Here is a 20,951-nt window from a genome sequence, read left to right as displayed (position 1 = left end):
ACAAAATTCTTTATAATATAAGAATTTTGTTCCCTTTTTAAGTATGCCGCAACACTTCTTGCATATCGCTTGGAAGCTTTATAGTGAAAGACATCTCTTTCTCTAAAATAGGATGATAAAACGTCAAAGATTTACTATGAAGTGCTTGCCGTTTCATTTCATCCCTTCTCCCTCCATATAAGCTATCACCAAGTAATGGATGTCCTATATGAGCCATATGCACACGAATTTGATGCGTTCTTCCTGTCTCAAGCTCAAGCGCTACATGTGTCTTATGATATGTACTATCAATTACTTTAAAATGAGTAACTGCCCTTTGTCCATCCTCACAAACCGTTCGCTCAATAATGCTATCAGATTTTCGACCAATTGGTGCATCAATCATTCCTTCTCGTTCTACAATCTTTCCGTGAACAATTGCTTCATACGTTCGTTTCACAGCTTTTTGTTGATGCTGCTTCGATAAAAGATGATGCACGAAACGATTTTTTGCAATAAGCATAAGCCCCGAAGTATCACGATCTAAACGTGTTACGATGTGCACTGTACTTGCAAGATGCTGCTTATCATAATGAGATAACAGCGCATTGGCAACACTTCCTGCCGGATGTTCTCTAGACGGAATCGTTGACATATTCGCCTCTTTATTAATGATAAGAACCGCGTCATCTTCATATATAATGCATAAAGGAATATCTTCTGCCATCATCCCTTCACTTCTTTCCTCCATTGGAAAAAAGACACGTAATTCTTCACCAGCACGCAACTGATGACGAACACTCGCATGTTGACCATTTACTTCAATTGCTCCGCCATGAAACTTTATATCCGTTAAAGCGGCTTTAGAAATACCTTTCGTTTTCAAAAATTCCCTAACTAAAGTTCCCTCTTTAGCCGGCCCTATATCCCATTTCAATGTAAATCTGTTCAAATATATAACCCTTTCTATTTATCTGCAACAAACGAGTCACGAACTCGTTTCCAGAACGGGAATGGACGGAAACGAACAAATCGTACTTTCTCGTTTGCGACGCGATACTGGATTGATTTCACATCTTGATGAACCATCGTTAAGTGATCCACTGTAATTTGTAAGTTCATCCCTGCAGCTGGCTTTAACACACATGTATGATGCTTCGGCAATACGAGTGGTGATCCTACAGTACGAAATACACGATTGTTAATGGACGCCATTTCTGCAATTTGAATCGCTTCAATAGATGGGTGAATAATTGCTCCGCCAAGCGCTTTATTATATGCGGTACTTCCTGAAGGAGTAGAGATACAAAGGCCATCTCCGCGGAATGTTTCAAAATATTCTCCGCGTATTTCTACTTCTGTTACTAATGTACCTTCTGCACTTTTTACAGTCGCCTCATTCATCGCTAAATACTGTGACTCTTTACTTCCATTCACATAGCGAATAATAACTTCTAAAAGCGGATATTCCACCACTTGGAATGGTGTTTTCGCAATCGCAATTACTAATTTCTCTACTTCTGTCGGTAACCAATCTGCATAGAAACCTAGATGTCCTGTATGTACACCAACAAATGCTGTTTCATCCAATCGATTATAATAACGATGAAACGCATATAAAAGCGTTCCATCTCCCCCAACAGAAATTACAATATCGGGTTCCTTTTCATCCATTATAAATCCAAAATCTAGCAAGTACTCTTTCATCGTGCTTGCCAGTGTATCTGATGATTGATCTCCCTTTGACATAATTGTAAATTTCATCGCCCAACACCCTTTAGTTTATGATTCGGAATCTTTCGTTTCTTGCTTTCTTGAAAAAGCCTTTTGCGCTTCTTGAATTTCAAGACGAATAGAAGACATTTCTTCATCTAATAAAAACGCCGCTTCAGCTGCACGTTGCAATCGTATTTTAATATCTTCAGGAAAACGTCCACTATATTTATAATTTAAAGAATGCTCAATTGTTGCCCAAAAGTTCATTGCTAGCGTGCGTATTTGGATTTCTACCAATACTTTTTGTTCACCTTGAATCGTTTGAACAGGATAACTAATGACAACATGATAAGAACGATAACCGCTATCTTTCTTTTGCGTGACATAATCACGTTCTTCCACGATTTCAAAGTCATTTCGTTTTCGAAGATATTCTACAACAGGCTTAATCTCATCAACAAATTGACACATCATTCTAAGCCCAGCAATATCCTGCATATCTTCTCTCAATCGGTCTAGCGGTACATTTCTCTTCTCCGCTTTATCAATAATACTTGCAACCGACTTTACCCTTCCTGTTACAAACTCAATTGGAGAATGCTCTGTTAACATTGCAAATTGAGTACGCATTCCTTTTAGTTTCACTTTTAGCTCTGCCACCGCTTGGTGGTAAGGTGCTAAAAATTCTTCCCAATTTCGATTCATTTCAACCACCACCAAAATCAATCCATTTGCTTATAGAAATACTTTTTCTACAGCAGTTACTAATTCTTCTCCGTAATTTGCATTACCTTCAATATTTTCAACTAAATATTCTACTTCTTCTTTTAATCCTTCTAATTCCATTTCAATGTCATTCACGCGAACGAACATAACCACATCGTTATTCATCGCTTCATGCATTGCTTCCCAGCATGTGTGCGGAATACTTACATAAATGAAAGATGATTCATTTTCTAAGATATATAAAAATGATAAATTGTCTGAGTCTACAAGTACGTGATTACGCGCACTTAACTCCTTTACCTCTATTTCACTATTTTCCGCACAAAAAATAAGAGCATTCTCTCTCTTTTCTACGCTCTTAACTTGGATTTTATTTTGCATGCTCTAACTCCTCCATCTCAACTTCCTGTCTTACTTAACAGTATTATTGTATCATAACATGGACGCAAACAAATAAAACATTGAACCAAATTTATGAAAAAGCGATAATGTGTAAAGAATTATTTTTCAAAAGGAGATTATACAATGACACAAGAAATTGAAATTGAATTCAAAAATATCGTTACAAAAGAAGAATTCGATACATTATGTAAATCGTTTTCTATTGAAGCATTTACAAAACAAGTGAATCACTACTTTGAAACACCTGACTTCTCGTTAAAAGAAGCTGGCTCTGCACTTCGTATTCGTCATAAAGGAGAAACTTATACGTTAACGTTGAAACAACCTGCAGAAATCGGTTTATTAGAAACGCATCAAGTCGTAACAGAAGACGAAGCAAAAATGATGATGGAAACAAACACAATCATTCAAGGAGCAGTAGTAGATCAATTACACAAATTACAAATTCCTGTTTCTGCTTTAACATATATGGGTAGTTTAACAACAGAAAGAGCAGAAACATTATTTAAAGGCGGAACGCTTGTCTTTGATCATAGTTTCTATTACAATCACGATGATTATGAAATTGAATTTGAAGTGCAAGATGAAGAAACAGGAAAAGCTGCATTTATTCATTTATTAACGCAACATAACATACCTGTTCGCCATACAAATAACAAAGTAAAACGCTTTTTCCTTGCCAAACAAAAAAAAGCACGCTAAAGTGAAAATTCCACTAGTGAATATGTTTCACTAGTGGATACATCTCACTAAAAAAGTTTACACCCGTAGAATAAGCAAAGAATCTTTGAGAAAGCTGTTTATTTGCCCTCTCGAACATTCCATTGCTACAATAGATATACATTTCATGGAAAAAGGAGTTTATAAAGGATGAGCAAGCAACCGATGACACCATTTGAAGCAATTGGCGGTGAACAATGCATTGCAATATTAGTAGATACATTTTATTCCTATGTCAGTAAACACCCTGACTTATCTCCCATCTTCCCGGAAGATTTAACAGAAACCGCTAGGAAGCAGAAGCAATTTTTAACACAATATTTAGGTGGTCCTAATTTGTACACTGAAGAACATGGTCATCCTATGTTAAGAGCACGCCATCTTCCGTTTGAGATTACTCCAAAACGAGCAGAGGCTTGGCTATCATGTATGGAGCAAGCAATGGATGATACTGGAGTTCATGGTCATATAAGAGAGTTTGTTTTTGAACGTTTAGCATTAACCGCTCAGCATATGGTTAATACTCCAAACGAAACAGGTGAAGTGTAATGGATAAGCAGGAAGCAAAGCATATAAATATGCCATCTCCTTCCGCATGCGAGCATAAGTCTGTAGAAGCATATTTATTTATTGATCCACTTTGTAAAGATTGCTGGGAAATTGAGCCTTTTATTATTAAACTATGGCTTGAATACGGGAAATACTTCTCTATTCGTCATATCGTAACAGGAAAAGTGGATGGAACGAACGCTTCCTCACACAAATGGAATAAACCTGCTAATATTCGATTTGTGTGGGAAAAGACAACCAGTTTACAAGGTTTTTCATGTGATGGAAAGGTACATATGCAAGAAGCATCGTCAACACCATATTTAGTTTCGATGGCAATTAAGGCAGCGGAGTTGCAAGGCCGAAAAGCAGGTTCGAAGTTTTTGCGAAAACTCCAAGAATACATTTTCCTTGAAAATGTATCAAACCCTGACTGCGAACTATTACTTGCATGTGCGAAAGATAGCAATATTGATGTAGAAGAATTTAAAAAAGATCTACATTCTGCTAGTGCAAAAAAAGCTTTCCAATGTGACTTGAAATTCACGAATGAAATGCATATTACAGAAATACCTTCCCTCGTCTTTTTTCATGCGAACTCAGATGAAGAAGGTATTAAAATCGCTGGAAATTATTCCTACGATGTATACGTACAATTATTGAAAGAACTTGTAAAATGTGAAATTGAGCCAGAACCATTACCACCTTTAGAAGTGTTACTAGAAGCAACACAATTTATATCTTCAAAAGAAGTAGCATTTATTTATGATTGTCCGCAACAAGAAATTGAACGCGAACTAAAAAAATTACAACTGAAACGAAAAGTACAAATGATAGAAGTAAAATGCGAACGTTATTGGAAATGGATAGCAAAAGAAAAAGACCTGGTGTAAACACCAGGTCTTTTTCTTTACGGCTTATAAAAATATTAAAGGGGATGGGAGAAATTTTCACGTTCAAACAAAGGGGTATATGTTTGTATGTGAATTCGTTCACGCTTATTATATTACAAGATTCGACGTCAGATGACAACCCCTTTTGTCGAATTTCACACTTTTGTCACATTCTAAACGTTTTCATTTTTGAATAAGCTATAAAAAAGGTCATTTAGGGGGTTTATTTATGAAAAAATCTTATATTGCTCTTCTCTTTCTAGCTGTCATCGTTTCTTTTTTCTTGTACATCCTCTCTCTACTACAAGCTTTTCCTAAAATTATTGCCTTACCTCTTTTATTCGGAATCATCGTTATCACTCTCTCTTATTTCAATTATAAAAAACGATTCAAAGGGTTTTAATTTTAAAAATCAGTCGTAAAACTATCCTTTCAGTTAGAAAAACAAAGAAATTCACCTTTCTCTCCGACAAATATCGACATTGAATCTATTCAACAAAAAGACGAGGATACAATCCCTCGTCTTTTTTCATTACTTTTCTTCAAATAATAATGCTTCTAATTCATTTAATTTCTCTTCAAATACTTGTAGTGCCTCTTTTACTGGTTCAGGAGATGCCATATCTACTCCTGCTTTTTTCAGCACTTCAATTGGATAATCAGAGCTTCCTGCTTTTAAGAACTCGTTAATATAACGTTCTACTGCTGGTTGTCCTTCTTCTAAAATCTGTTTAGATAGAGCTGTCGCTGCACTAAATCCTGTTGCGTATTGATATACGTAATAGTTGTAGTAAAAGTGTGGAATACGAGACCATTCTAAACCAATCTCTTCGTCGATTACTAAAGCGTCACCGAAATATTTCTTATTTAAATCATAGTAAATTTCCGTTAACATGTCTGGCGTAACAGCATGTCCTTCTTGTACTTTCTTATGAATAATATGTTCAAACTCTGCAAACATCGTTTGACGGAATACAGTACCACGGAACCCTTCTAAATAATGATTTAATAAATATAGACGCTCTTTCTTATCTTCTGTCGTTTTTAATAAATAATCATTTAGAAGTGCTTCATTACAAGTAGATGCCACTTCTGCTACGAAGATGGAATAATCACCATATACGTGCGGTTGTGTTTTTCTTGTATAGTAACTATGCACCGAATGACCAAACTCATGAGCAAGTGTAAATAAATTATTTACATTATCATGCCAGTTCATTAAAATATACGGATTTGTTCCATATGCACCAGATGAATATGCCCCGCTTCGTTTTCCTTTATTCTCATACACATCTACCCAGCGATTTTCATATGCCTCTTTCAAAATATCAACATATTCATCACCAAGTACGTTTAAAGATTTTAATAAAAGGTCTTGCGCTTCTTCGTATTTCACATTCATTTTCACTTCTGGTACAAGTGGTGTATATAAATCATACATATGAAGCTCATCAAGTCCTAGTGCACGCTTACGAATATCGATGTAACGGTGTAATAAATGTAAGTTGTCATTTACTGTTTCAACGAGTTGATCGTATACTGCTTCCGGAATATTATTATTGCTCAGTGCAGCTTGGCGAGCAGAATCATATTTACGAACACGCGCATTGAAATTATTACGTTTTACTGCTCCGCTTAACGTACTTGCGAATGTGTTTTTAAATTTTCCGTACGTTTCATATACAGCTTTAAATGCATCTTTGCGAACACGAGGATCATCACTTTCTAAAAACTGAATGTAACGGCCATGTGTAATTTCTATTTCTTCTCCGTCTTCCCCTTTAATAGATGGGAATTTTAAATCCGCGTTATTCAACATACCAAATGTATTGCTTGATGAACTCATTACTTCAGATGCTTCCGCTAATAAAGCTTCCTCAGCTTCTGATAATACGTGCGGGCGTTGACGTGTAATTTCTTCTAATGCATGTTCATATACACTTAAATCTCTATTTTCCTTCAAGAATGTTTGCAATGTATCTTCTGAAATCGATAAAATTTCAGGCACAATATACGCTGTGCTACTAGATACTTGTGAATATAAATTTGTTGCACGATCATTTAATGCTTGATATACAGAGTTTGTTGTATCTTGATCGTAACGCATATGAGCATATGTATATAACTTACCTAATCGCATTGATATTTCATCTTCATATTGCAATGCCTCAAGTAAATTGTCCGCAGAGTCACCAAGTTTCCCTTTAAATTCAGTTAACTTCGGTAATAGCTCTTTAATAGCTTGGAATTCTTTTTCCCATTCTGCATCCGTTTGGAAAATATCTTCTAATCGCCACGTACTTGCTTCTTCAATCTCGTTGCGATCTGGTAATGCTTTCGCTTTGTTTTGTTCAGACATTCTTTAAGCCCTCCTTTAAATATCTCTACTTAAGTACAATTCGTTTTTTTCTTATGTAATTCCTTCACAATCATTCTTTATTATATCCGCTTTTCCTCCTCTCATGTTAAAATTTGCCTCAAATAAAGATAGCGCATGTATTAAGCAAATCTCATCATGTTTCATAATTTCCTCCTCTGTTTTTAACATCACGGCATCCCTTATTTTTCGGTACGTATAAGTTCCCACTTTACGTAAAACACCTATATAGCATAAAAATGTCATATATTCAGTAACTGCCATTTTCCATATGTGCTGCGAAAAGTACGGAAGTATCCTCCTTTTCGTATACCTTTTTACATAACTACACACGTATTGAAGAGAAATACACTCTCCCACTGCAAGCTCCCCTATACACTTCATATATAGAAAAGCTTGCCATATAAATGGGTTTGTTTGAAAAGCAAATGCAGAAGGGAGTGGAACACCAATTTCAGAAGGAAAGCTCGCTGGGGTACATTTAAATTGATATAAGAGGCGTAATAATGACTTATAATTATAATTCCAAATCGGTAAGGCATTTTGGCGAAAGTTTTTCTTTCTCTTCTTCCACTCTTCACCCAATCTTTCTTTCCCGAAAGGAACAGGAGAAAAAAGCATTTCAAAAGTAGTCGCATCAGTTGGTAAATATATAGTATGTGAGAAAAAAACATTTGTAGAAAAGGGAGTGACAAATGCACATTTCATAAATGATTTTTGTTTCGGACAGAAGAAAATAAGAAGTGGCTGAGGATAAGATTGTAAGGAGAAAGCCATAAGTGAGGAAAATTTCATCCAATATGCAGATTGCTTTTTCAATTGATTTCCACCAACGATCCAAATGACCTGTATACCAGCTTGCCAATACGAATATGTTCTTTTGTACAGCTGCTCTATAGCGAGGTTTGCACATTGGTATTCAATTGCAATTTTTCTACCCGCCCTCTCTACAAAAACATCTGGTCGTTGCTTAATTTCTGGGAGGTAGTACTCTATATCCACCTGAAAGTTTTGACGTTTGAACCATCTATATAACAATTCTTTACCATGCATATGATACTTTGATTCCGCTTCATAAAAGGCAAGACATGAATCCACTTTTTTATGAGCAAAATGCCAACTTTTTTGTTTCCCTAATTTCATTTGCACTTCCTTTCCGCAAGCTACACAAAAGAATCGTTCTTGTTGACGCATACGGCGCAAAAGCTCTTCATTACAATTATAGAGTAAATGAATTTTTTCACCGTTTTCTCTTTTAGCGATAAATATCGTAATCACACCCTTTCAGCTCCTTATATTCTACAATTTGTTACAAATTCCTTTTAAAAAAGAGATGTCCCAATTTCGGACATCTCTTTTTATAATAAAGGTGATAATAATCGGTACGTTGATTCAACAATTCGTCTATGAAGACGTCTTTTATGAAAATGATCACCATGAATTTCACTTGATTCTTCTAAATCATCTTTAAAGTCTTGAACAAGTTTTCGAATGCTATCTGTATCATATAAAAAGGCATTTACTTCAAAATTCAAATGAAAACTTCTCATATCCATATTAGCTGTCCCAATTGAAGCTAAATCAGAATCAACGATGACAATTTTACTATGAAGAAAACCTTTTTCGTATTCATATATCTTTACTCCTGCATCTAAAAGCTCTGGGAAGTACGATCTCGATGCGTAAAAGACAGTACGCTTATCCGGTTTACTCGGCATTAATAAACGAACATCAATACCAGCAAGTGCAGCAACCTTTAATGCGGATAAAATATCATCATCCGGAATAAAATACGGCGTTGCAATCCAAATTGATTTCCGAGCAGAAGCGATCATTGCGAAATATAAATGCTTAATCGTTTCCCACTTATTATCGGGGCCACCTGCAACTAGCTGCACTCCTCCCCAATGATCACCCTCAACTGCTTTTGCTTGTAAATATTCAGGGGCTAGCACAGCCTCTCCAGTCATATAAAACCAGTCTTGAAGGAAAATAAGTTGTAAACTTTGAACCGCTTCACCACGTAAATACAAATGCGTATCTCGCCAAAAGCCAAAATATTTATTTTTCCCTAAATACTCATCACCGATATTTAATCCGCCTACAAACCCTTCGTTCCCATCAATCACAACAATTTTCCTATGATTTCGATAATTAATCTTATCGTTTAAAATCGGAAAGCGCACAGGAAAGAATGGAATCATTTCTACACCTGCATCGTTTAATTCTTCAATATACGATTTCGATAACTTAAAACTTCCAACCGCATCATATAAAAAGCGAACAACAACGCCTTCTTTCGATTTTTGTATTAAAATATCTTTAATTTCTGTTCCTAATTTATCATCACGCACAATGTAATATTCCATATGAATGTGATGTTTCGCTCGTTTTAACCCATTTAAAATAGCCCGAAACGTTTCATCTCCATTTGTTAATGTCCTCGTTTCAGTTTGAAATGAAATATTTAAAGCTCCTAATCGATCCGCTAAACGAAATAACAGTTCTTGATGCTTATGATTGCGTAAAATTCGTTCTTCGTAATCTTCATGCCCTTTATATTGTAAAAACGCCTGTTCATCAAGTAACGCCTTCTTTTGGAACATTCTTTTTCTTCGAAAATTTTGTCCAAATAATAAATAAGCAAAGAAACCAAATACCGGAAAAATTCCTAAAACAATTAACCATGTAAGTGTTTTAGATGGATGTCGATTTTCTAAGAAAATAACGCAACCAATTAAAAACGCAGATACTGTAAATAAAATACTAATAATACCTAAAATCGAAACATCTTTTATCCCAATCACATCTGAATAAAATGCTACATCAATAAACATACGTAACGAAACAAATAATGCGAACAATAGCAGTATAAAGAAAATCAGCTTTAACGTATTTTTCATCTCTTACCTCCTAACTAAGAAAGCTTTCCTATTCTTCATATAAAAAGCCGATTTCATACTACAGAAATCGGCCTACGTTTTAGCAGGAAAATTATTGCGAATCGTTTCAAGCGCATGCTCTTTCACAATTTGTTTTCCATACTCACTTACACGATGAATTGTTAAAGTTGATTCTTCTCCATATTCTAAAATAATACTTAAAATACGATCGATTTCTTCTTCATCATGTAGCACTTCATCGAATTCCACATATACATAATAGCGGTCCTCAAATGAATACAGCTCATCTTTTATATCTTCAAAGATAAGACGATGACTTAATGAAATGACATCTTCAAAATCATTAAATTTAATTAAAAAGCCAAACGTACCATCTTCATTAAAGTTTGTTCCTGTTTGTTCTTCTACCTCTTCGACTAATTCTTGTTGGAATAATGATTCGATGCCTTCATCTAGAGGAATATCTATAATTTTGTCTACCCCTATCGGTAGTTCCAGCTTTTGCCCGTCCTTTGAAAGCTCTGCTTTCGTGACAAGTACTTCAATCCCTTTATCGACTGCTTGCACTTGAATCCATAACGGCCCATCAATAAAGAAATCGTCATGATCACGAGCTTCGTCCATCATCTCCCAAAAGAGCTCTTCACTTCGTTCGCGATCATACCAAATTTCTTCACGATTAAATCCTCTATCCTCTATATCAATGTACGTAATAAAAAATTTCATCGTATGATCATTAATTCTTTCAATATCCAAAATACAACTCTCCCTTCCTGCTTAGAATTGTTATGAAGGGATTCCCCACTCATATGACAAATCAATAGATCCTTGTACTCTCATTTTATGATAAGATTCTCCAGAATGGAAATAAAATCGATTTATTTTACAAAAATAGTTATATGCCTATCTTTCCTCGATAAACTACATAAATATATTATTATAGCGATTTCTTACTTACAAAAAATTTGGACATACATTTCCACATTCCCCCGTACACTGTAATAAAGTGAAACTTCTATTAGAAGAGATTATTTAACAACAACTTTCTTCATCACATACATATAGTTCGCTTATTAAAACATCATAAATGGAGGCAGACGAATGGACTTAGAGTTTTTAACATCCGTACTAATGATTGTCGGTATCGATGTTGTATTAGGTGGTGACAATGCAATCGTCATCGCACTAGCTAGCCGAAATTTACCTGAATCGAAACGAAATAAGGCTATTTTGATCGGTACTCTTTTAGCGATTGTACTAAGAATCATCCTTACTATACTAGCTGTCTATTTACTCGACATTCCATTTCTACAATTGATTGGCGGGGTTTTACTTACATTAATTGCAGTCAATTTATTAACCGATAATAGCAACGATCTTTCTTCTATTCAAGGAAAAACAACTTTATTTCAAGCTGTGCGGACAATTGTTTTCGCGGATCTCGTTATGGGGTTTGATAATGTTATTGCCATTGCAGGTGCAGCTCACGGGAGATTTTTACTCGTCATAATCGGCTTACTCATTTCTATCCCGATTATTATTTGGGGCAGCAAACTTATTTTAATACTTATGGAACGATTTCCATTCCTCATTTATTGCGGGGCAGCGATTCTTGCCTATACTGCAGGAAAAATGGTTACACATGAAGACAGACTTGCAACCTTTTTTCATAACAATCCAAGTTTCACTACAAGCATTCCTTATTTGTTCATTTTCACTATTTTATGCATCGGCTTTATCGTACAACAAGTTCGATTACGCAATGTGAAACATTAAAAAAAACCTTCTACTATATAATAGGTAGAAGGTTTTCATATTATTATAATTAATTTACAAGACGTTGTGCTTCACGTAATTGGAACGTTCTTACTGTACGTGGTAAGAAACGACGAATTTCGTCTTCGTTGTAACCAACTTGAAGGCGTTTCTCGTCAATCATAATTGGACGACGTAAAATCCCTGGATAGTCACGAATCATCTTATATAAATCTTGAAGTGGTAAAGACTCTAAGTTTACATTCAATTCTTGGAAAACTTTCGAACGAGTAGAAATAATCTCATCCGTTCCGCTTTCTGTCATACGTAAAATCTCTTTAATTTCCTCAATCGTTAATGGATCTGAGAAAATATTACGTTCTGTATAGGGAATATGATTTTCCTCTAGCCATAATTTCGCCTTTCTACAAGACGTACAGCTTGGAGAACTATATAATGTTACCATACAAAGCTCACTCTCCTTAAAGAGTACAAATTCTGTACTAAATACAGTTTTAATTTCTAACTTCAGCAATTTTTCGCGATAACTTGTCTTATTGAAAAGTACAAAAATCGCATTTCATGTAAGCAACAACTTATAATAAACAACAATTACTTTTAATAAGTAACTTCTATAATCATTATACAATAGATTTTGCAAGAAATATACAGTAAATTTCCTGCTAGTTGAGAAAACTCTTCCGTGCATTTCACTGCTATGTAACATGATTACGCTCACTTCAGCTGTACTTTAACAATAACTTTCAATCCTTTTACTACTCACTTCTCATAGATTTTTCATATAATATATAGTTATTTATCTATAATCTTCCCTATGAAAAAGAGAACGTTTTCTTACTTTTTCTTGATAAATCAATTAAGAAATGTAAGACTATACAAATGAGAATAAAAAGGAACATTTGTTCTTATTTTAACAAATATCCTCCCTCCTGTCTACACGATTTCTAAAGTAAATTAAATATTTTTCTGACATTTCTTTCTTTTTCATTTTTTATCTCATACAATAAACATACAGACAGGCAAAGGGGGAGTTTTCAAATGATTGCTTTTTTTATTGATTTTATTACGGTTGCTGCCCTCATCATCGGAATAACAGCATTGATTGGTGTCATTACAAATAGCATCGGCGAAAAGCTCTTTGGTGGAAAAGAAAAAATGAAGTTTGTTAACAAAAGTTTGGGTGTACAATCTGGCTGGAACCAAGTTGGCGGAAAAGGCATTTATAAGAAACGAACGTATTAAAAAAAGCAGGCGATCGCCTGCTTTTTTTCTTATTTCTCTACTGACGCCCATTTAAAGCTTAAATCGCCGCCATATTTATGGTTATACATATTTTTAATTGAATCTCTTTGTAAATATGCTCTACCACGTTGATATACTGGAACAATCGCAGCATCATCAAGTAACATTTTTTCTGCTTCTAATAAGTTCTTCCAACGAGCATTTACATCGCTTCCATCTTTTTTCGCCTTCATAATGATTTCATCGTATTTTGGATTAGAGTACTTCATCTTATTTTGTGACCCATCTGTTACAAACATATCAAGATATGTAATTGGATCTGGGAAGTCCGCACTCCATCCAGAGAATGACATGACATAATCGCCCGCATCTTCTAATTTTAGTTTTTGTGCGAATGGTTGTTGTTTAATTTTTACTGTTAAACCTGGTAAATTCTTTTCTAATTCACCTTTTAAATATTCACCAGTTTTCTTTGATAACTCTACATCTTCATTTAATAATTCTAATTCGATTTCATTTTTACCAAGTTCTTTTTTACCAGCTTCCCAATATTTCTTCGCTTCTTTCACGTTTGGTTTTACAATATCCCCGTTTACAGCACGGAAATCTTTTTTATCTGGTCCTTTAATGAAGTTATCAGGAATTAATCCTGTTGCTGGCTTAGAACCGTTATTTAATAATGTATCCACGAATGGCTTACGGTCAAAAGCAAGTGAAATTGCTTTACGAATATTTTTATTTGCTAAAGCTGGATCTTTTTGATTTAAACGAAGGAAGAATACAGATGTATCTTCTACTGTTTGGAAATCTGGTTTTCCTTTATATTTATCAATAAACTCCGCTAATAACGACGCTCGATCAATTGCATTTGTTTCATATAAGTTAATTGGCGTAGATGTATCTTTTACAATATTAAAGTTTACTTCTTCAATCTTCACTTCTTTATTGTCCCAATATGACGCGCTCTTTGTCATTTTAAAGCTACGTTCATGTTGCCAATCACTTAATGTAAATGGTCCGTTATAAAGCGTTGTATTCGCTTCCAAACCAAACTTCGTACCTTGCTCTTTCACAAACTTTTCATTCACAGGATAGAAGATTGGATATACCATTAAATCTACAAGGTATGGAATTGAATTATCTAATTCCACTTCTAATGTATAATCATCAATCGCCTTTACCCCTAATTGATCCGGACTCATCTCTTTTTTATTAATTTTCTCTGCATTTTTTATATCATACATAATGTACGCTGATTTCGCAGCTGTATCTGGGTTAATCGCTCTTTGCCATGCGTATACGAAATCTTTTGCCGTCACAGGATCACCATTTGACCATTTTGCGTCTTCACGTAATTTAAATGTATATTTTTTACCATCTTCTGATTTTTGGAATTCCTTCGCTACACCAGGAACTAGCTTATCATCTTTTCCTAAACTGTATAAGCCTTCCATCGTATTACCCATTACTCTTGAAGAAACTGCATCAGCTGATAACGCTGGATCCATCGTTGGAATTTCTTGCGTTTCAATTAAGTTAATAACTTGCTTCGCACCGCTTTTCCCGCTATCCCCTTTTGCGTTCGCTTGCGGTTCATCTTTTTGGTAGCTACATGCCCCTAACATCATGCTCATTGCTACTGTTGATACTACAAAAACTGGCATCTTTTTTTTCATACTTCCACCCTCCACAAAAATGTTAGCCCTTTCATTTTCAAACAGAAAGAAATATATATATGTTCTAATAATTCATATTATACACACAAATATATTTTTTGTATATTTATATTTCTATTTCATTAAAATTTCCTGTTAAAAAATAAATCTTTGTAAACGTTTCATATTGCTGATTATTCTTACTAAAGTGTTAAAAACAATATTTTTTATACTTTTCTAAATTATCAGAGAAAAATGAATTTTATATCTCATAATACTTTATGTATAATTATCCTTTTGTTTTTATCATAAAATAGCACTCTCTTCATAATAAAAATATGTAGGCTAAAATGAGTGCAAAGGTTAAGAAAGTATGTTACGATACATTTTGCTAAAAATAGATATCGGTAAAGAGGGGACGGACATGGCAGCAATTCAGGCAAAAAACGGGCCTACTGAGAAATTAAGTTTATTCTTATTAACATGGCCTATTTTTCTAGAAGTTTTTCTTTTTATGTTAATGGGGATCGCTGATACTTTCATGTTAAGTGCATTATCAGACGATGCTGTATCTGGGGTTGGTGCAGCGAATCAATACCTCCATATCGCTATTTTGGTACTAGAAGTCATCGGGAACGGCGCAGCTATCGTCGTATCTCAATACCTCGGTTCCAAACGCTTTATGGAAGCATCTAAAATATCAGCATTAGCCGTCACATTAAATTTAATAGTTGGGCTCGTTATAAGCGCTGGTTTTCTTTTATTTTCGAAACATATGATGCTCGCAATGAACTTACAAGGCGATGTACTAACGTATGCGCAAAACTACTTATCTATCGTCGGAGGAGCCATCTTCCTACAAGCTATTATTAACTCATTAGCCGCAATTATCCGTGTACACGGTTTTACAAAGCAAGCGATGTTTATTTCACTCGGAATGAATATGATTCATATCGCTGGAAACTACGTACTCATTTTCGGTAAATTTGGTTTCCCTGAGCTCGGTGTACAAGGGGCTGCAATTTCTTCCGCTATCAGTCGATTGATCGCACTTATTGTTTTCTTCTGGTTACTATACCGCGTTATGGAATATCGTGTGAAATTACAATATTACTTCACTTTATCCAAAGAATACATTGGGAAAATTTTAAAAATTGGCATTCCATCTGCATTTGAACAAGTGATGTATCAAGCTTGTCAAATCGTCTTCCTTTATTACGCAACGTACTTAGGAACGGAATCATTAGCTGCTAGACAATACGCTACTAACATTTCCATGTTCACTTATTTATTTGCAATTGCAATTGGTATGGGAACAGCCATTATTATTGGCCGCCTCGTTGGTGGTGGCGAAAAAGATGAAGCATACGAACGCTTGTGGAAAAGTGTAAAATGGGCAATTGGTGTAACTTTATGTATGGTCGCTCTCGTTATTACATTCCGTACACAATTAATGGGACTGTTTACAGATAATCCGCACATTATCGGGTTAGGCGCAAGTGTTCTTTTACTAAGTGTACTACTTGAAACGGGACGTACGATGAACATCGTCATCATTAATTCGCTTCGTGCAGCTGGTGATGCAAAATATCCTGTTTTAATCGGTGCATTCTCTATGGTGTTAATGAGTTTACCACTAGGTTACTTTTTCGCCTTTCATTTAGATATGGGGCTCGTTGGTATTTGGCTAGCAATCGCCATCGACGAATGGACACGTGCCATTATTATGTTCTTCCGCTGGAAAAGTAGAGCATGGGAGCGTTATGCGCTTGTTAAACCTGAAGAACAAGAGGAGAATGTTTCTGTTCAAGTGCAGTAATTTTGCATATGGATATCACTAATGATACATGAGATTTATATCGGCGATTCTTTAAATATATCGACTGACCGACAAATGTATACAATTCTTTTATATAGTAGAAAAAGAGCCATCCTTCCATAACAGAAGAATGGCTCTTTTTCTTATTGATAAATCTCTTTATATTTCTTGTACTCCGCTTCCGAACATAGTACGAAATGTCCTGGGCGAATTTCACGCATTGTTGGTGCTTCACTACCATAATTATGCTGTGATGGATCATATACGATACGTTTACGATTGCGCTCATAATCTGGATCTGGAAGTGGAATCGCTGATAATAGTGATTTCGTATATGGATGAATTGGATTCGCATATAATTCATCACTTGTTGTTAACTCAACGATTTGGCCACGATACATTACACCAATACGGTCACTAATGTATTTTACCATTGATAAATCATGGGCGATGAATAAGTATGTTAAACCTTTTTCTTTTTGTAGCTTTTTCAGTAAGTTTACAACTTGCGCCTGAATCGATACGTCAAGTGCTGAGATCGGCTCATCGGCAATGATAAATTCTGGGTCTACAGCAAGCGCTCGAGCGATACCGATACGCTGACGTTGTCCACCTGAGAATTCGTGTGGGAAACGGTTTGCGTGCTCTTTATTTAAACCAACTGTGTTTAATAGTTCATGAACACGGTCCATGCGCTCTTTTTTACTTTTCGCTAGTCCGTGAATATCGATACCTTCTGCAATAATATCCCCTACTGTCATACGAGGATTTAATGATGCGTATGGATCTTGGAAAATCATTTGCATTTTACGGTTGAATTTCTTCAGTTCTGCGCGTGATTTCTTACCATGTACGTTTTCACCATCGAACAATACTTCACCAGCAGTTGCATCATATAAACGAATAATCGTTCTTCCAGTTGTCGATTTACCACAACCTGATTCTCCTACAAGACCAAATGTTTCTCCGCGGTAAATATCAAATGAAATATCATTAACCGCTTTGACAACACCACCACTCACGTCGAAGTGCTGCTTTACATTTTTTACTTCAATTAATTTCTCACGTTGTTTAGTCATGTTGTTCACCTGCTTTCATTTGAAGAATGCGTTTTTCAACGACTGCTGGCGGTTTTACTTCTGGAGCTTGCTCGTGAAGTAACCAAGTTGCCGCATAGTGCGTATCACTTACTTTAAATAAAGGTGGGTCCATTTCAAAATCAATTTTCAGTGCCTGCGGGTTACGTGGTGCAAAAGCATCTCCCTTTGGCGGCTTCAATAAATCTGGAGGCGTTCCAGGAATTGCATATAACTCTTCTTCTGAACCATCTAAACTTGGCATAGATGCGATTAAACCCCAAGTATATGGATGTTTCGGATTGTAGAAAATTTCATCTACAGTTCCAATTTCAACAACTTTACCAGCGTACATAACTGCCACTCGGTCCGCAACGTTTGCTACTACACCTAAGTCATGCGTAATGAAAATGATTGCTGCTTCTGTTTTTTGCTGAATGTCTTTCATAAGTTCTAAAATTTGCGCCTGAATCGTAACGTCTAGCGCTGTTGTCGGCTCATCGGCAATTAATAATTTCGGGTTACAAGCTAACGCCATCGCAATAACTACACGCTGTCTCATACCACCTGAGAATTGGTGAGGATATTGTTTTAAACGAGCTTCTGGATTTGGAATACCTACAAGGTCAATTAATTCTAAAGCAACTTTACGTGCATCTGCTTTACTCATCCCTTGGTGTTTAATTAGACCTTCCATAATTTGATTTCCAATTGTCATCGTTGGGTTTAATGATGTCATTGGATCTTGGAAAATCATCGCGATATCTTTACCGCGTACTTGCTGCATTTCTTTTTCTGTTAATTTCGTTAAGTCACGACCTTCAAATACGATTTCACCATTTTTAATGCGTCCAGGAGGATTCGGAATTAATCCCATTAACGCTTTAGAAGTAACTGATTTCCCTGAACCAGATTCTCCTACAATCGCCAATGTTTCTCCTTTTTTCAAATCAAAAGTAACGCCGCGTACAGCTTGTACTTCACCTGCATGTGTATCAAAGGAGACTTGTAAATCTTTTACCTCTAACAATGTTTTCATCTTTGCCTCTCCCCTCTTTTACTTACGCATTTTTGGATCTAACGCGTCGCGTAATCCGTCTGCCATTAAGTTAAACGCTAAAATTAATATACTGATGACAACCGCAGGGATGAACATCATATGCGGATACGTTTGAATAGATTTATAACCATCATTTACAAGAGAACCTAGTGACGCAAATGGCGGCTGAATTCCTAAACCGATGAAACTTAAGAACGCTTCACCAAACACCGCTGATGGAATTGTAAACATTGTCATTACGATAATAGGTCCCATTACGTTTGGAATTAAATGTTTCACAATTAATTGTGTATTTGTTGCACCTAATGTACGAGATGCTAATACATATTCTTGGTTTTTTAACTTTAAGATTTGTCCACGAACAATACGCGACATCCCTATCCAACCTGTAATCGCCATCGCGAGTGTAATTGACCAAATACCAGATCCCATAATGATTACCATTAAAATAACGATGATTAAGTATGGAATACCGTTAATAATCTCCATAATACGTTGCATAATGTTATCTACTCTACCGCCGTAGAATGCTGAAATACCTCCGTATGCAACCCCAATTACTAAGTCAATTGCTGCTGCTAAAAGAGCGATATATAATGATACGCGTGTACCTTCCCATGTTCTTGTCCATAAGTCACGGCCAAGATCATCTGTACCAAACCAGAAGTACTCTTTAATATCACGTTTTTCATATTGGTCAACACCATATTGATCTGTACCGTCAAATGGTAACCAATGAACATTTTCAATAACTGGAATTTTTGGTGGTAATTTCGCTCGACCTAAATCTTGCTCTTTATACGAGTGTTTACTTACCATCGGTCCAAAAATCGCTAATAGTGCAATGATAACTAATAATACAAGGCCAAGCATCGCACCTTTATGTTGGAATAAACGTCTTCTTACATCTTGCCAAAACGTTAGGCTTGGACGGGCAATGACTTCATTATCAACATTATTTTGATTGGCTTGTTGAAATAAATCTGGAGATAATTTTTGTACATCTTTCATCATTTTTTCCCTCCCGCTAAACGAATACGAGGATCAATAATTCCGTATAAAATATCTACAATGAAAATAACTAAAATGAAGATTGCACTATAGAAAATCGTAGTTCCCATAATAACTGTATAGTCATTTAAAGTAATCGATTTAACGAATTGTTCCCCAAGTCCTGGTACAGCATAAATTTGCTCGATAACAAGTGTTCCTGTAATTAATGCCGCAACCATTGGTCCTAAAATTGTTACAACTGGAATTAACGCGTTACGAAGTGCATGTTTGACAATGATAACGCCTTGGCTAATTCCTTTCGCTTTCGCTGTTAAAATGTAATCGGCTTGCATAACTTCAATTAATTCTGCACGAGAGAAACGTGCGATTGTTGCAATAACTCCCATCGATAATGCAATTGTAGGCATTACAGTAAACTCTGGTCCTTTCCAGAATGCTACTGGGAACCAGCCAAGTTTTACCCCTACGAAATATTGCAGTAATGCGGCGAATACGAATGATGGTACCGACATTCCGAGTACCGAAATAACTGTTGCACTATAATCTACCCACGTATTATTACGAAGTGCGGCAACAATACCTAAAATTAAACCGATAAATGTTCCTAATATAATCGCTTGTAAACCTAATTGGGCTGATGGTCCAATACGATCCACAATCATGTCTGTTACTGGGCGGTTATCATATTGGAATGATACCCCTAAATCACCTTTTGCTAGGTTACCTAAGTAACGTGCGTATTGAACTGGTACCGGATCATTCAATCCGTATTTTTCAAGAATGATTTCTTTTTGTGCCGGTGATAGCTTCTCCTGGTTTTTAAGCGGAGAACCCGGAAGTAATTTCATCAAAAAGAAAGTCAGTGTAGTAATTAAAAATAATGTCAAAGCCATGTACACGAAACGTTTTAATACATAACGTCCCATATCAAGCACCTCCCCGTTTTTCTCTAAAGCAATAAGATAGTTTAAAATATTCTTACTTTTATTTTTTTAAAATAAGAGCATATGCCCATCATAGGCATATACCCTTGTAAACGATGGA

At 35.6% G+C, this 20,951-nt stretch carries 21 protein-coding genes; 7 read left to right on the top strand and 14 right to left on the bottom strand.

Features of this window, described 5'->3' with window-relative positions; genetic code table 11:
* Positions 1 to 37 precede the first annotated feature (37 nt).
* The 4 genes from NST90_RS06000 to NST90_RS05985 are packed head-to-tail and all read right to left on the bottom strand — an operon-like array spanning position 38 to position 2,802.
* Positions 38 to 931: an RluA family pseudouridine synthase gene (locus NST90_RS06000; protein WP_025709868.1), complete on the bottom strand. Its 894-nt coding sequence runs from the start codon at positions 929 to 931 to the stop codon at positions 38 to 40.
* A gap of 14 nt (positions 932 to 945) precedes the next feature.
* Complete coding sequence (locus tag NST90_RS05995) at positions 946 to 1,743, bottom strand: NAD kinase (RefSeq protein ID WP_000673190.1); 798 nt, start codon at positions 1,741 to 1,743, stop codon at positions 946 to 948.
* Positions 1,744 to 1,761: 18 nt separating this feature from the next.
* Positions 1,762 to 2,400, bottom strand: coding sequence for a GTP pyrophosphokinase family protein (locus NST90_RS05990; protein WP_001081482.1), 639 nt, complete (start codon positions 2,398 to 2,400; stop codon positions 1,762 to 1,764).
* A gap of 30 nt (positions 2,401 to 2,430) precedes the next feature.
* On the bottom strand, positions 2,431 to 2,802 hold the full coding sequence (locus tag NST90_RS05985) for a hypothetical protein (protein ID WP_001180003.1): 372 nt from the start codon (positions 2,800 to 2,802) through the stop codon (positions 2,431 to 2,433).
* A 144-nt stretch (positions 2,803 to 2,946) separates the two neighbouring features.
* On the opposite strand from NST90_RS05985, the gene NST90_RS05980 reads away from it, so the two are divergent.
* The 4 genes from NST90_RS05980 to NST90_RS05965 all read left to right on the top strand — a co-directional run bounded on the left by NST90_RS05980 (position 2,947) and on the right by NST90_RS05965 (position 5,388).
* Positions 2,947 to 3,525 carry a CYTH domain-containing protein gene (locus tag NST90_RS05980; protein WP_000191121.1) on the top strand — a complete coding sequence of 193 codons (579 nt, stop codon included), beginning with the start codon at positions 2,947 to 2,949 and terminating at the stop codon, positions 3,523 to 3,525.
* Positions 3,526 to 3,693: 168 nt separating this feature from the next.
* Entirely contained in the window at positions 3,694 to 4,092 is a 399-nt protein-coding gene (locus NST90_RS05975; RefSeq protein ID WP_000043386.1) for a hypothetical protein, read from the top strand.
* Complete coding sequence (locus NST90_RS05970) at positions 4,092 to 4,985, top strand: ClpXP adapter SpxH family protein (RefSeq protein ID WP_000360645.1); 894 nt, start codon at positions 4,092 to 4,094, stop codon at positions 4,983 to 4,985. Before NST90_RS05975 ends, NST90_RS05970 begins: the two co-directional genes overlap by 1 nt.
* 229 nt (positions 4,986 to 5,214) lie before the next feature.
* On the top strand, positions 5,215 to 5,388 hold the full coding sequence (locus NST90_RS05965; RefSeq protein WP_000750355.1) for a hypothetical protein: 174 nt from the start codon (positions 5,215 to 5,217) through the stop codon (positions 5,386 to 5,388).
* Positions 5,389 to 5,517: 129 nt separating this feature from the next.
* Here the strand turns inward: NST90_RS05965 and pepF are convergent, their stop codons facing one another.
* From pepF to mecA, 4 genes are all read right to left on the bottom strand, one after another.
* Entirely contained in the window at positions 5,518 to 7,344 is a 1,827-nt protein-coding gene (gene pepF, locus NST90_RS05960; RefSeq protein WP_000003348.1) for an oligoendopeptidase F, read from the bottom strand.
* A 51-nt stretch (positions 7,345 to 7,395) separates the two neighbouring features.
* Positions 7,396 to 8,640, bottom strand: a complete 1,245-nt coding sequence (locus tag NST90_RS05955; protein ID WP_000628315.1) for a competence protein CoiA family protein — start codon at positions 8,638 to 8,640, stop codon at positions 7,396 to 7,398.
* Between the two features lie 80 nt (positions 8,641 to 8,720).
* Positions 8,721 to 10,265, bottom strand: a complete 1,545-nt coding sequence (locus NST90_RS05950) for a cardiolipin synthase (protein ID WP_000799194.1) — start codon at positions 10,263 to 10,265, stop codon at positions 8,721 to 8,723.
* Between the two features lie 72 nt (positions 10,266 to 10,337).
* Positions 10,338 to 11,021, bottom strand: coding sequence for an adaptor protein MecA (mecA, locus tag NST90_RS05945; RefSeq protein WP_000350713.1), 684 nt, complete (start codon positions 11,019 to 11,021; stop codon positions 10,338 to 10,340).
* 345 nt (positions 11,022 to 11,366) lie between these two features.
* On the opposite strand from mecA, the gene NST90_RS05940 reads away from it, so the two are divergent.
* Positions 11,367 to 12,041 carry a TerC family protein gene (locus tag NST90_RS05940; protein WP_000362607.1) on the top strand — a complete coding sequence of 225 codons (675 nt, stop codon included), beginning with the start codon at positions 11,367 to 11,369 and terminating at the stop codon, positions 12,039 to 12,041.
* Positions 12,042 to 12,090: 49 nt separating this feature from the next.
* On the opposite strand, the gene spx is transcribed toward NST90_RS05940, so the two are convergent.
* On the bottom strand, positions 12,091 to 12,486 hold the full coding sequence (gene spx, locus NST90_RS05935; protein WP_000258267.1) for a transcriptional regulator Spx: 396 nt from the start codon (positions 12,484 to 12,486) through the stop codon (positions 12,091 to 12,093).
* Positions 12,487 to 13,079: 593 nt separating this feature from the next.
* On the opposite strand from spx, the gene NST90_RS05930 reads away from it, so the two are divergent.
* Positions 13,080 to 13,283: a hypothetical protein gene (locus NST90_RS05930; RefSeq protein ID WP_000559972.1), complete on the top strand. Its 204-nt coding sequence runs from the start codon at positions 13,080 to 13,082 to the stop codon at positions 13,281 to 13,283.
* Between the two features lie 29 nt (positions 13,284 to 13,312).
* On the opposite strand, the gene NST90_RS05925 is transcribed toward NST90_RS05930, so the two are convergent.
* Complete coding sequence (locus NST90_RS05925) at positions 13,313 to 14,959, bottom strand: peptide ABC transporter substrate-binding protein (protein WP_000728609.1); 1,647 nt, start codon at positions 14,957 to 14,959, stop codon at positions 13,313 to 13,315.
* Between the two features lie 352 nt (positions 14,960 to 15,311).
* On the opposite strand from NST90_RS05925, the gene NST90_RS05920 reads away from it, so the two are divergent.
* Positions 15,312 to 16,757: an MATE family efflux transporter gene (locus tag NST90_RS05920; RefSeq protein WP_009327244.1), complete on the top strand. Its 1,446-nt coding sequence runs from the start codon at positions 15,312 to 15,314 to the stop codon at positions 16,755 to 16,757.
* Between the two features lie 143 nt (positions 16,758 to 16,900).
* Here the strand turns inward: NST90_RS05920 and NST90_RS05915 are convergent, their stop codons facing one another.
* The 4 genes from NST90_RS05915 to opp3b are packed head-to-tail and all read right to left on the bottom strand — an operon-like array spanning position 16,901 to position 20,833.
* A complete protein-coding gene (locus tag NST90_RS05915; RefSeq protein ID WP_000166348.1) occupies positions 16,901 to 17,836 on the bottom strand; it encodes an ATP-binding cassette domain-containing protein in 936 nt (311 codons plus the stop codon).
* The gene (locus NST90_RS05910) at positions 17,829 to 18,872 is read right to left on the bottom strand and encodes an ABC transporter ATP-binding protein (RefSeq protein WP_000854346.1); all 1,044 of its coding nucleotides are present in this window, start codon (positions 18,870 to 18,872) and stop codon (positions 17,829 to 17,831) included. Before NST90_RS05910 ends, NST90_RS05915 begins: the two co-directional genes overlap by 8 nt.
* A gap of 18 nt (positions 18,873 to 18,890) precedes the next feature.
* Positions 18,891 to 19,907 (bottom strand): oligopeptide ABC transporter permease, encoded by a 1,017-nt coding sequence (opp3C, locus tag NST90_RS05905; protein ID WP_000974106.1) that lies wholly within the window; start codon positions 19,905 to 19,907, stop codon positions 18,891 to 18,893.
* Positions 19,904 to 20,833 (bottom strand): oligopeptide ABC transporter permease, encoded by a 930-nt coding sequence (opp3b, locus tag NST90_RS05900; RefSeq protein WP_000534167.1) that lies wholly within the window; start codon positions 20,831 to 20,833, stop codon positions 19,904 to 19,906. Before opp3b ends, opp3C begins: the two co-directional genes overlap by 4 nt.
* Between the last annotated feature and the right edge of the window lie 118 nt (positions 20,834 to 20,951).

It is taken from the genome of Bacillus sp. FSL E2-8900 (genome assembly GCF_037966225.1).
GTDB lineage: Bacteria > Bacillota > Bacilli > Bacillales > Bacillaceae_G > Bacillus_A > Bacillus_A cereus.
Note: the sequence above shows the minus strand (reverse complement) of the source record. Positions and strands in the feature narration are given on the sequence as shown.

What these genes read in the sequence shown, in the direction of transcription:
- NST90_RS05995 (WP_000673190.1), bottom strand. Translation starts at nt 1,743, where the DNA reads ATGAAATTTACAATTATGTCAAAGGGAGATCAATCATCAGATACACTG.
- NST90_RS05990 (WP_001081482.1), bottom strand. Translation starts at nt 2,400, where the DNA reads ATGAATCGAAATTGGGAAGAATTTTTAGCACCTTACCACCAAGCGGTG.
- NST90_RS05985 (WP_001180003.1), bottom strand. Translation starts at nt 2,802, where the DNA reads ATGCAAAATAAAATCCAAGTTAAGAGCGTAGAAAAGAGAGAGAATGCT.
- NST90_RS05980 (WP_000191121.1), top strand. Translation starts at nt 2,947, where the DNA reads ATGACACAAGAAATTGAAATTGAATTCAAAAATATCGTTACAAAAGAA.
- NST90_RS05975 (WP_000043386.1), top strand. Translation starts at nt 3,694, where the DNA reads ATGAGCAAGCAACCGATGACACCATTTGAAGCAATTGGCGGTGAACAA.
- NST90_RS05970 (WP_000360645.1), top strand. Translation starts at nt 4,092, where the DNA reads ATGGATAAGCAGGAAGCAAAGCATATAAATATGCCATCTCCTTCCGCA.
- NST90_RS05965 (WP_000750355.1), top strand. Translation starts at nt 5,215, where the DNA reads ATGAAAAAATCTTATATTGCTCTTCTCTTTCTAGCTGTCATCGTTTCT.
- pepF (WP_000003348.1), bottom strand. Translation starts at nt 7,344, where the DNA reads ATGTCTGAACAAAACAAAGCGAAAGCATTACCAGATCGCAACGAGATT.
- NST90_RS05950 (WP_000799194.1), bottom strand. Translation starts at nt 10,265, where the DNA reads ATGAAAAATACGTTAAAGCTGATTTTCTTTATACTGCTATTGTTCGCA.
- NST90_RS05940 (WP_000362607.1), top strand. Translation starts at nt 11,367, where the DNA reads ATGGACTTAGAGTTTTTAACATCCGTACTAATGATTGTCGGTATCGAT.
- spx (WP_000258267.1), bottom strand. Translation starts at nt 12,486, where the DNA reads ATGGTAACATTATATAGTTCTCCAAGCTGTACGTCTTGTAGAAAGGCG.
- NST90_RS05930 (WP_000559972.1), top strand. Translation starts at nt 13,080, where the DNA reads ATGATTGCTTTTTTTATTGATTTTATTACGGTTGCTGCCCTCATCATC.
- NST90_RS05925 (WP_000728609.1), bottom strand. Translation starts at nt 14,959, where the DNA reads ATGAAAAAAAAGATGCCAGTTTTTGTAGTATCAACAGTAGCAATGAGC.
- NST90_RS05920 (WP_009327244.1), top strand. Translation starts at nt 15,312, where the DNA reads ATGTTACGATACATTTTGCTAAAAATAGATATCGGTAAAGAGGGGACG.
- NST90_RS05915 (WP_000166348.1), bottom strand. Translation starts at nt 17,836, where the DNA reads ATGACTAAACAACGTGAGAAATTAATTGAAGTAAAAAATGTAAAGCAG.
- NST90_RS05910 (WP_000854346.1), bottom strand. Translation starts at nt 18,872, where the DNA reads ATGAAAACATTGTTAGAGGTAAAAGATTTACAAGTCTCCTTTGATACA.
- opp3C (WP_000974106.1), bottom strand. Translation starts at nt 19,907, where the DNA reads ATGATGAAAGATGTACAAAAATTATCTCCAGATTTATTTCAACAAGCC.
- opp3b (WP_000534167.1), bottom strand. Translation starts at nt 20,833, where the DNA reads ATGGGACGTTATGTATTAAAACGTTTCGTGTACATGGCTTTGACATTA.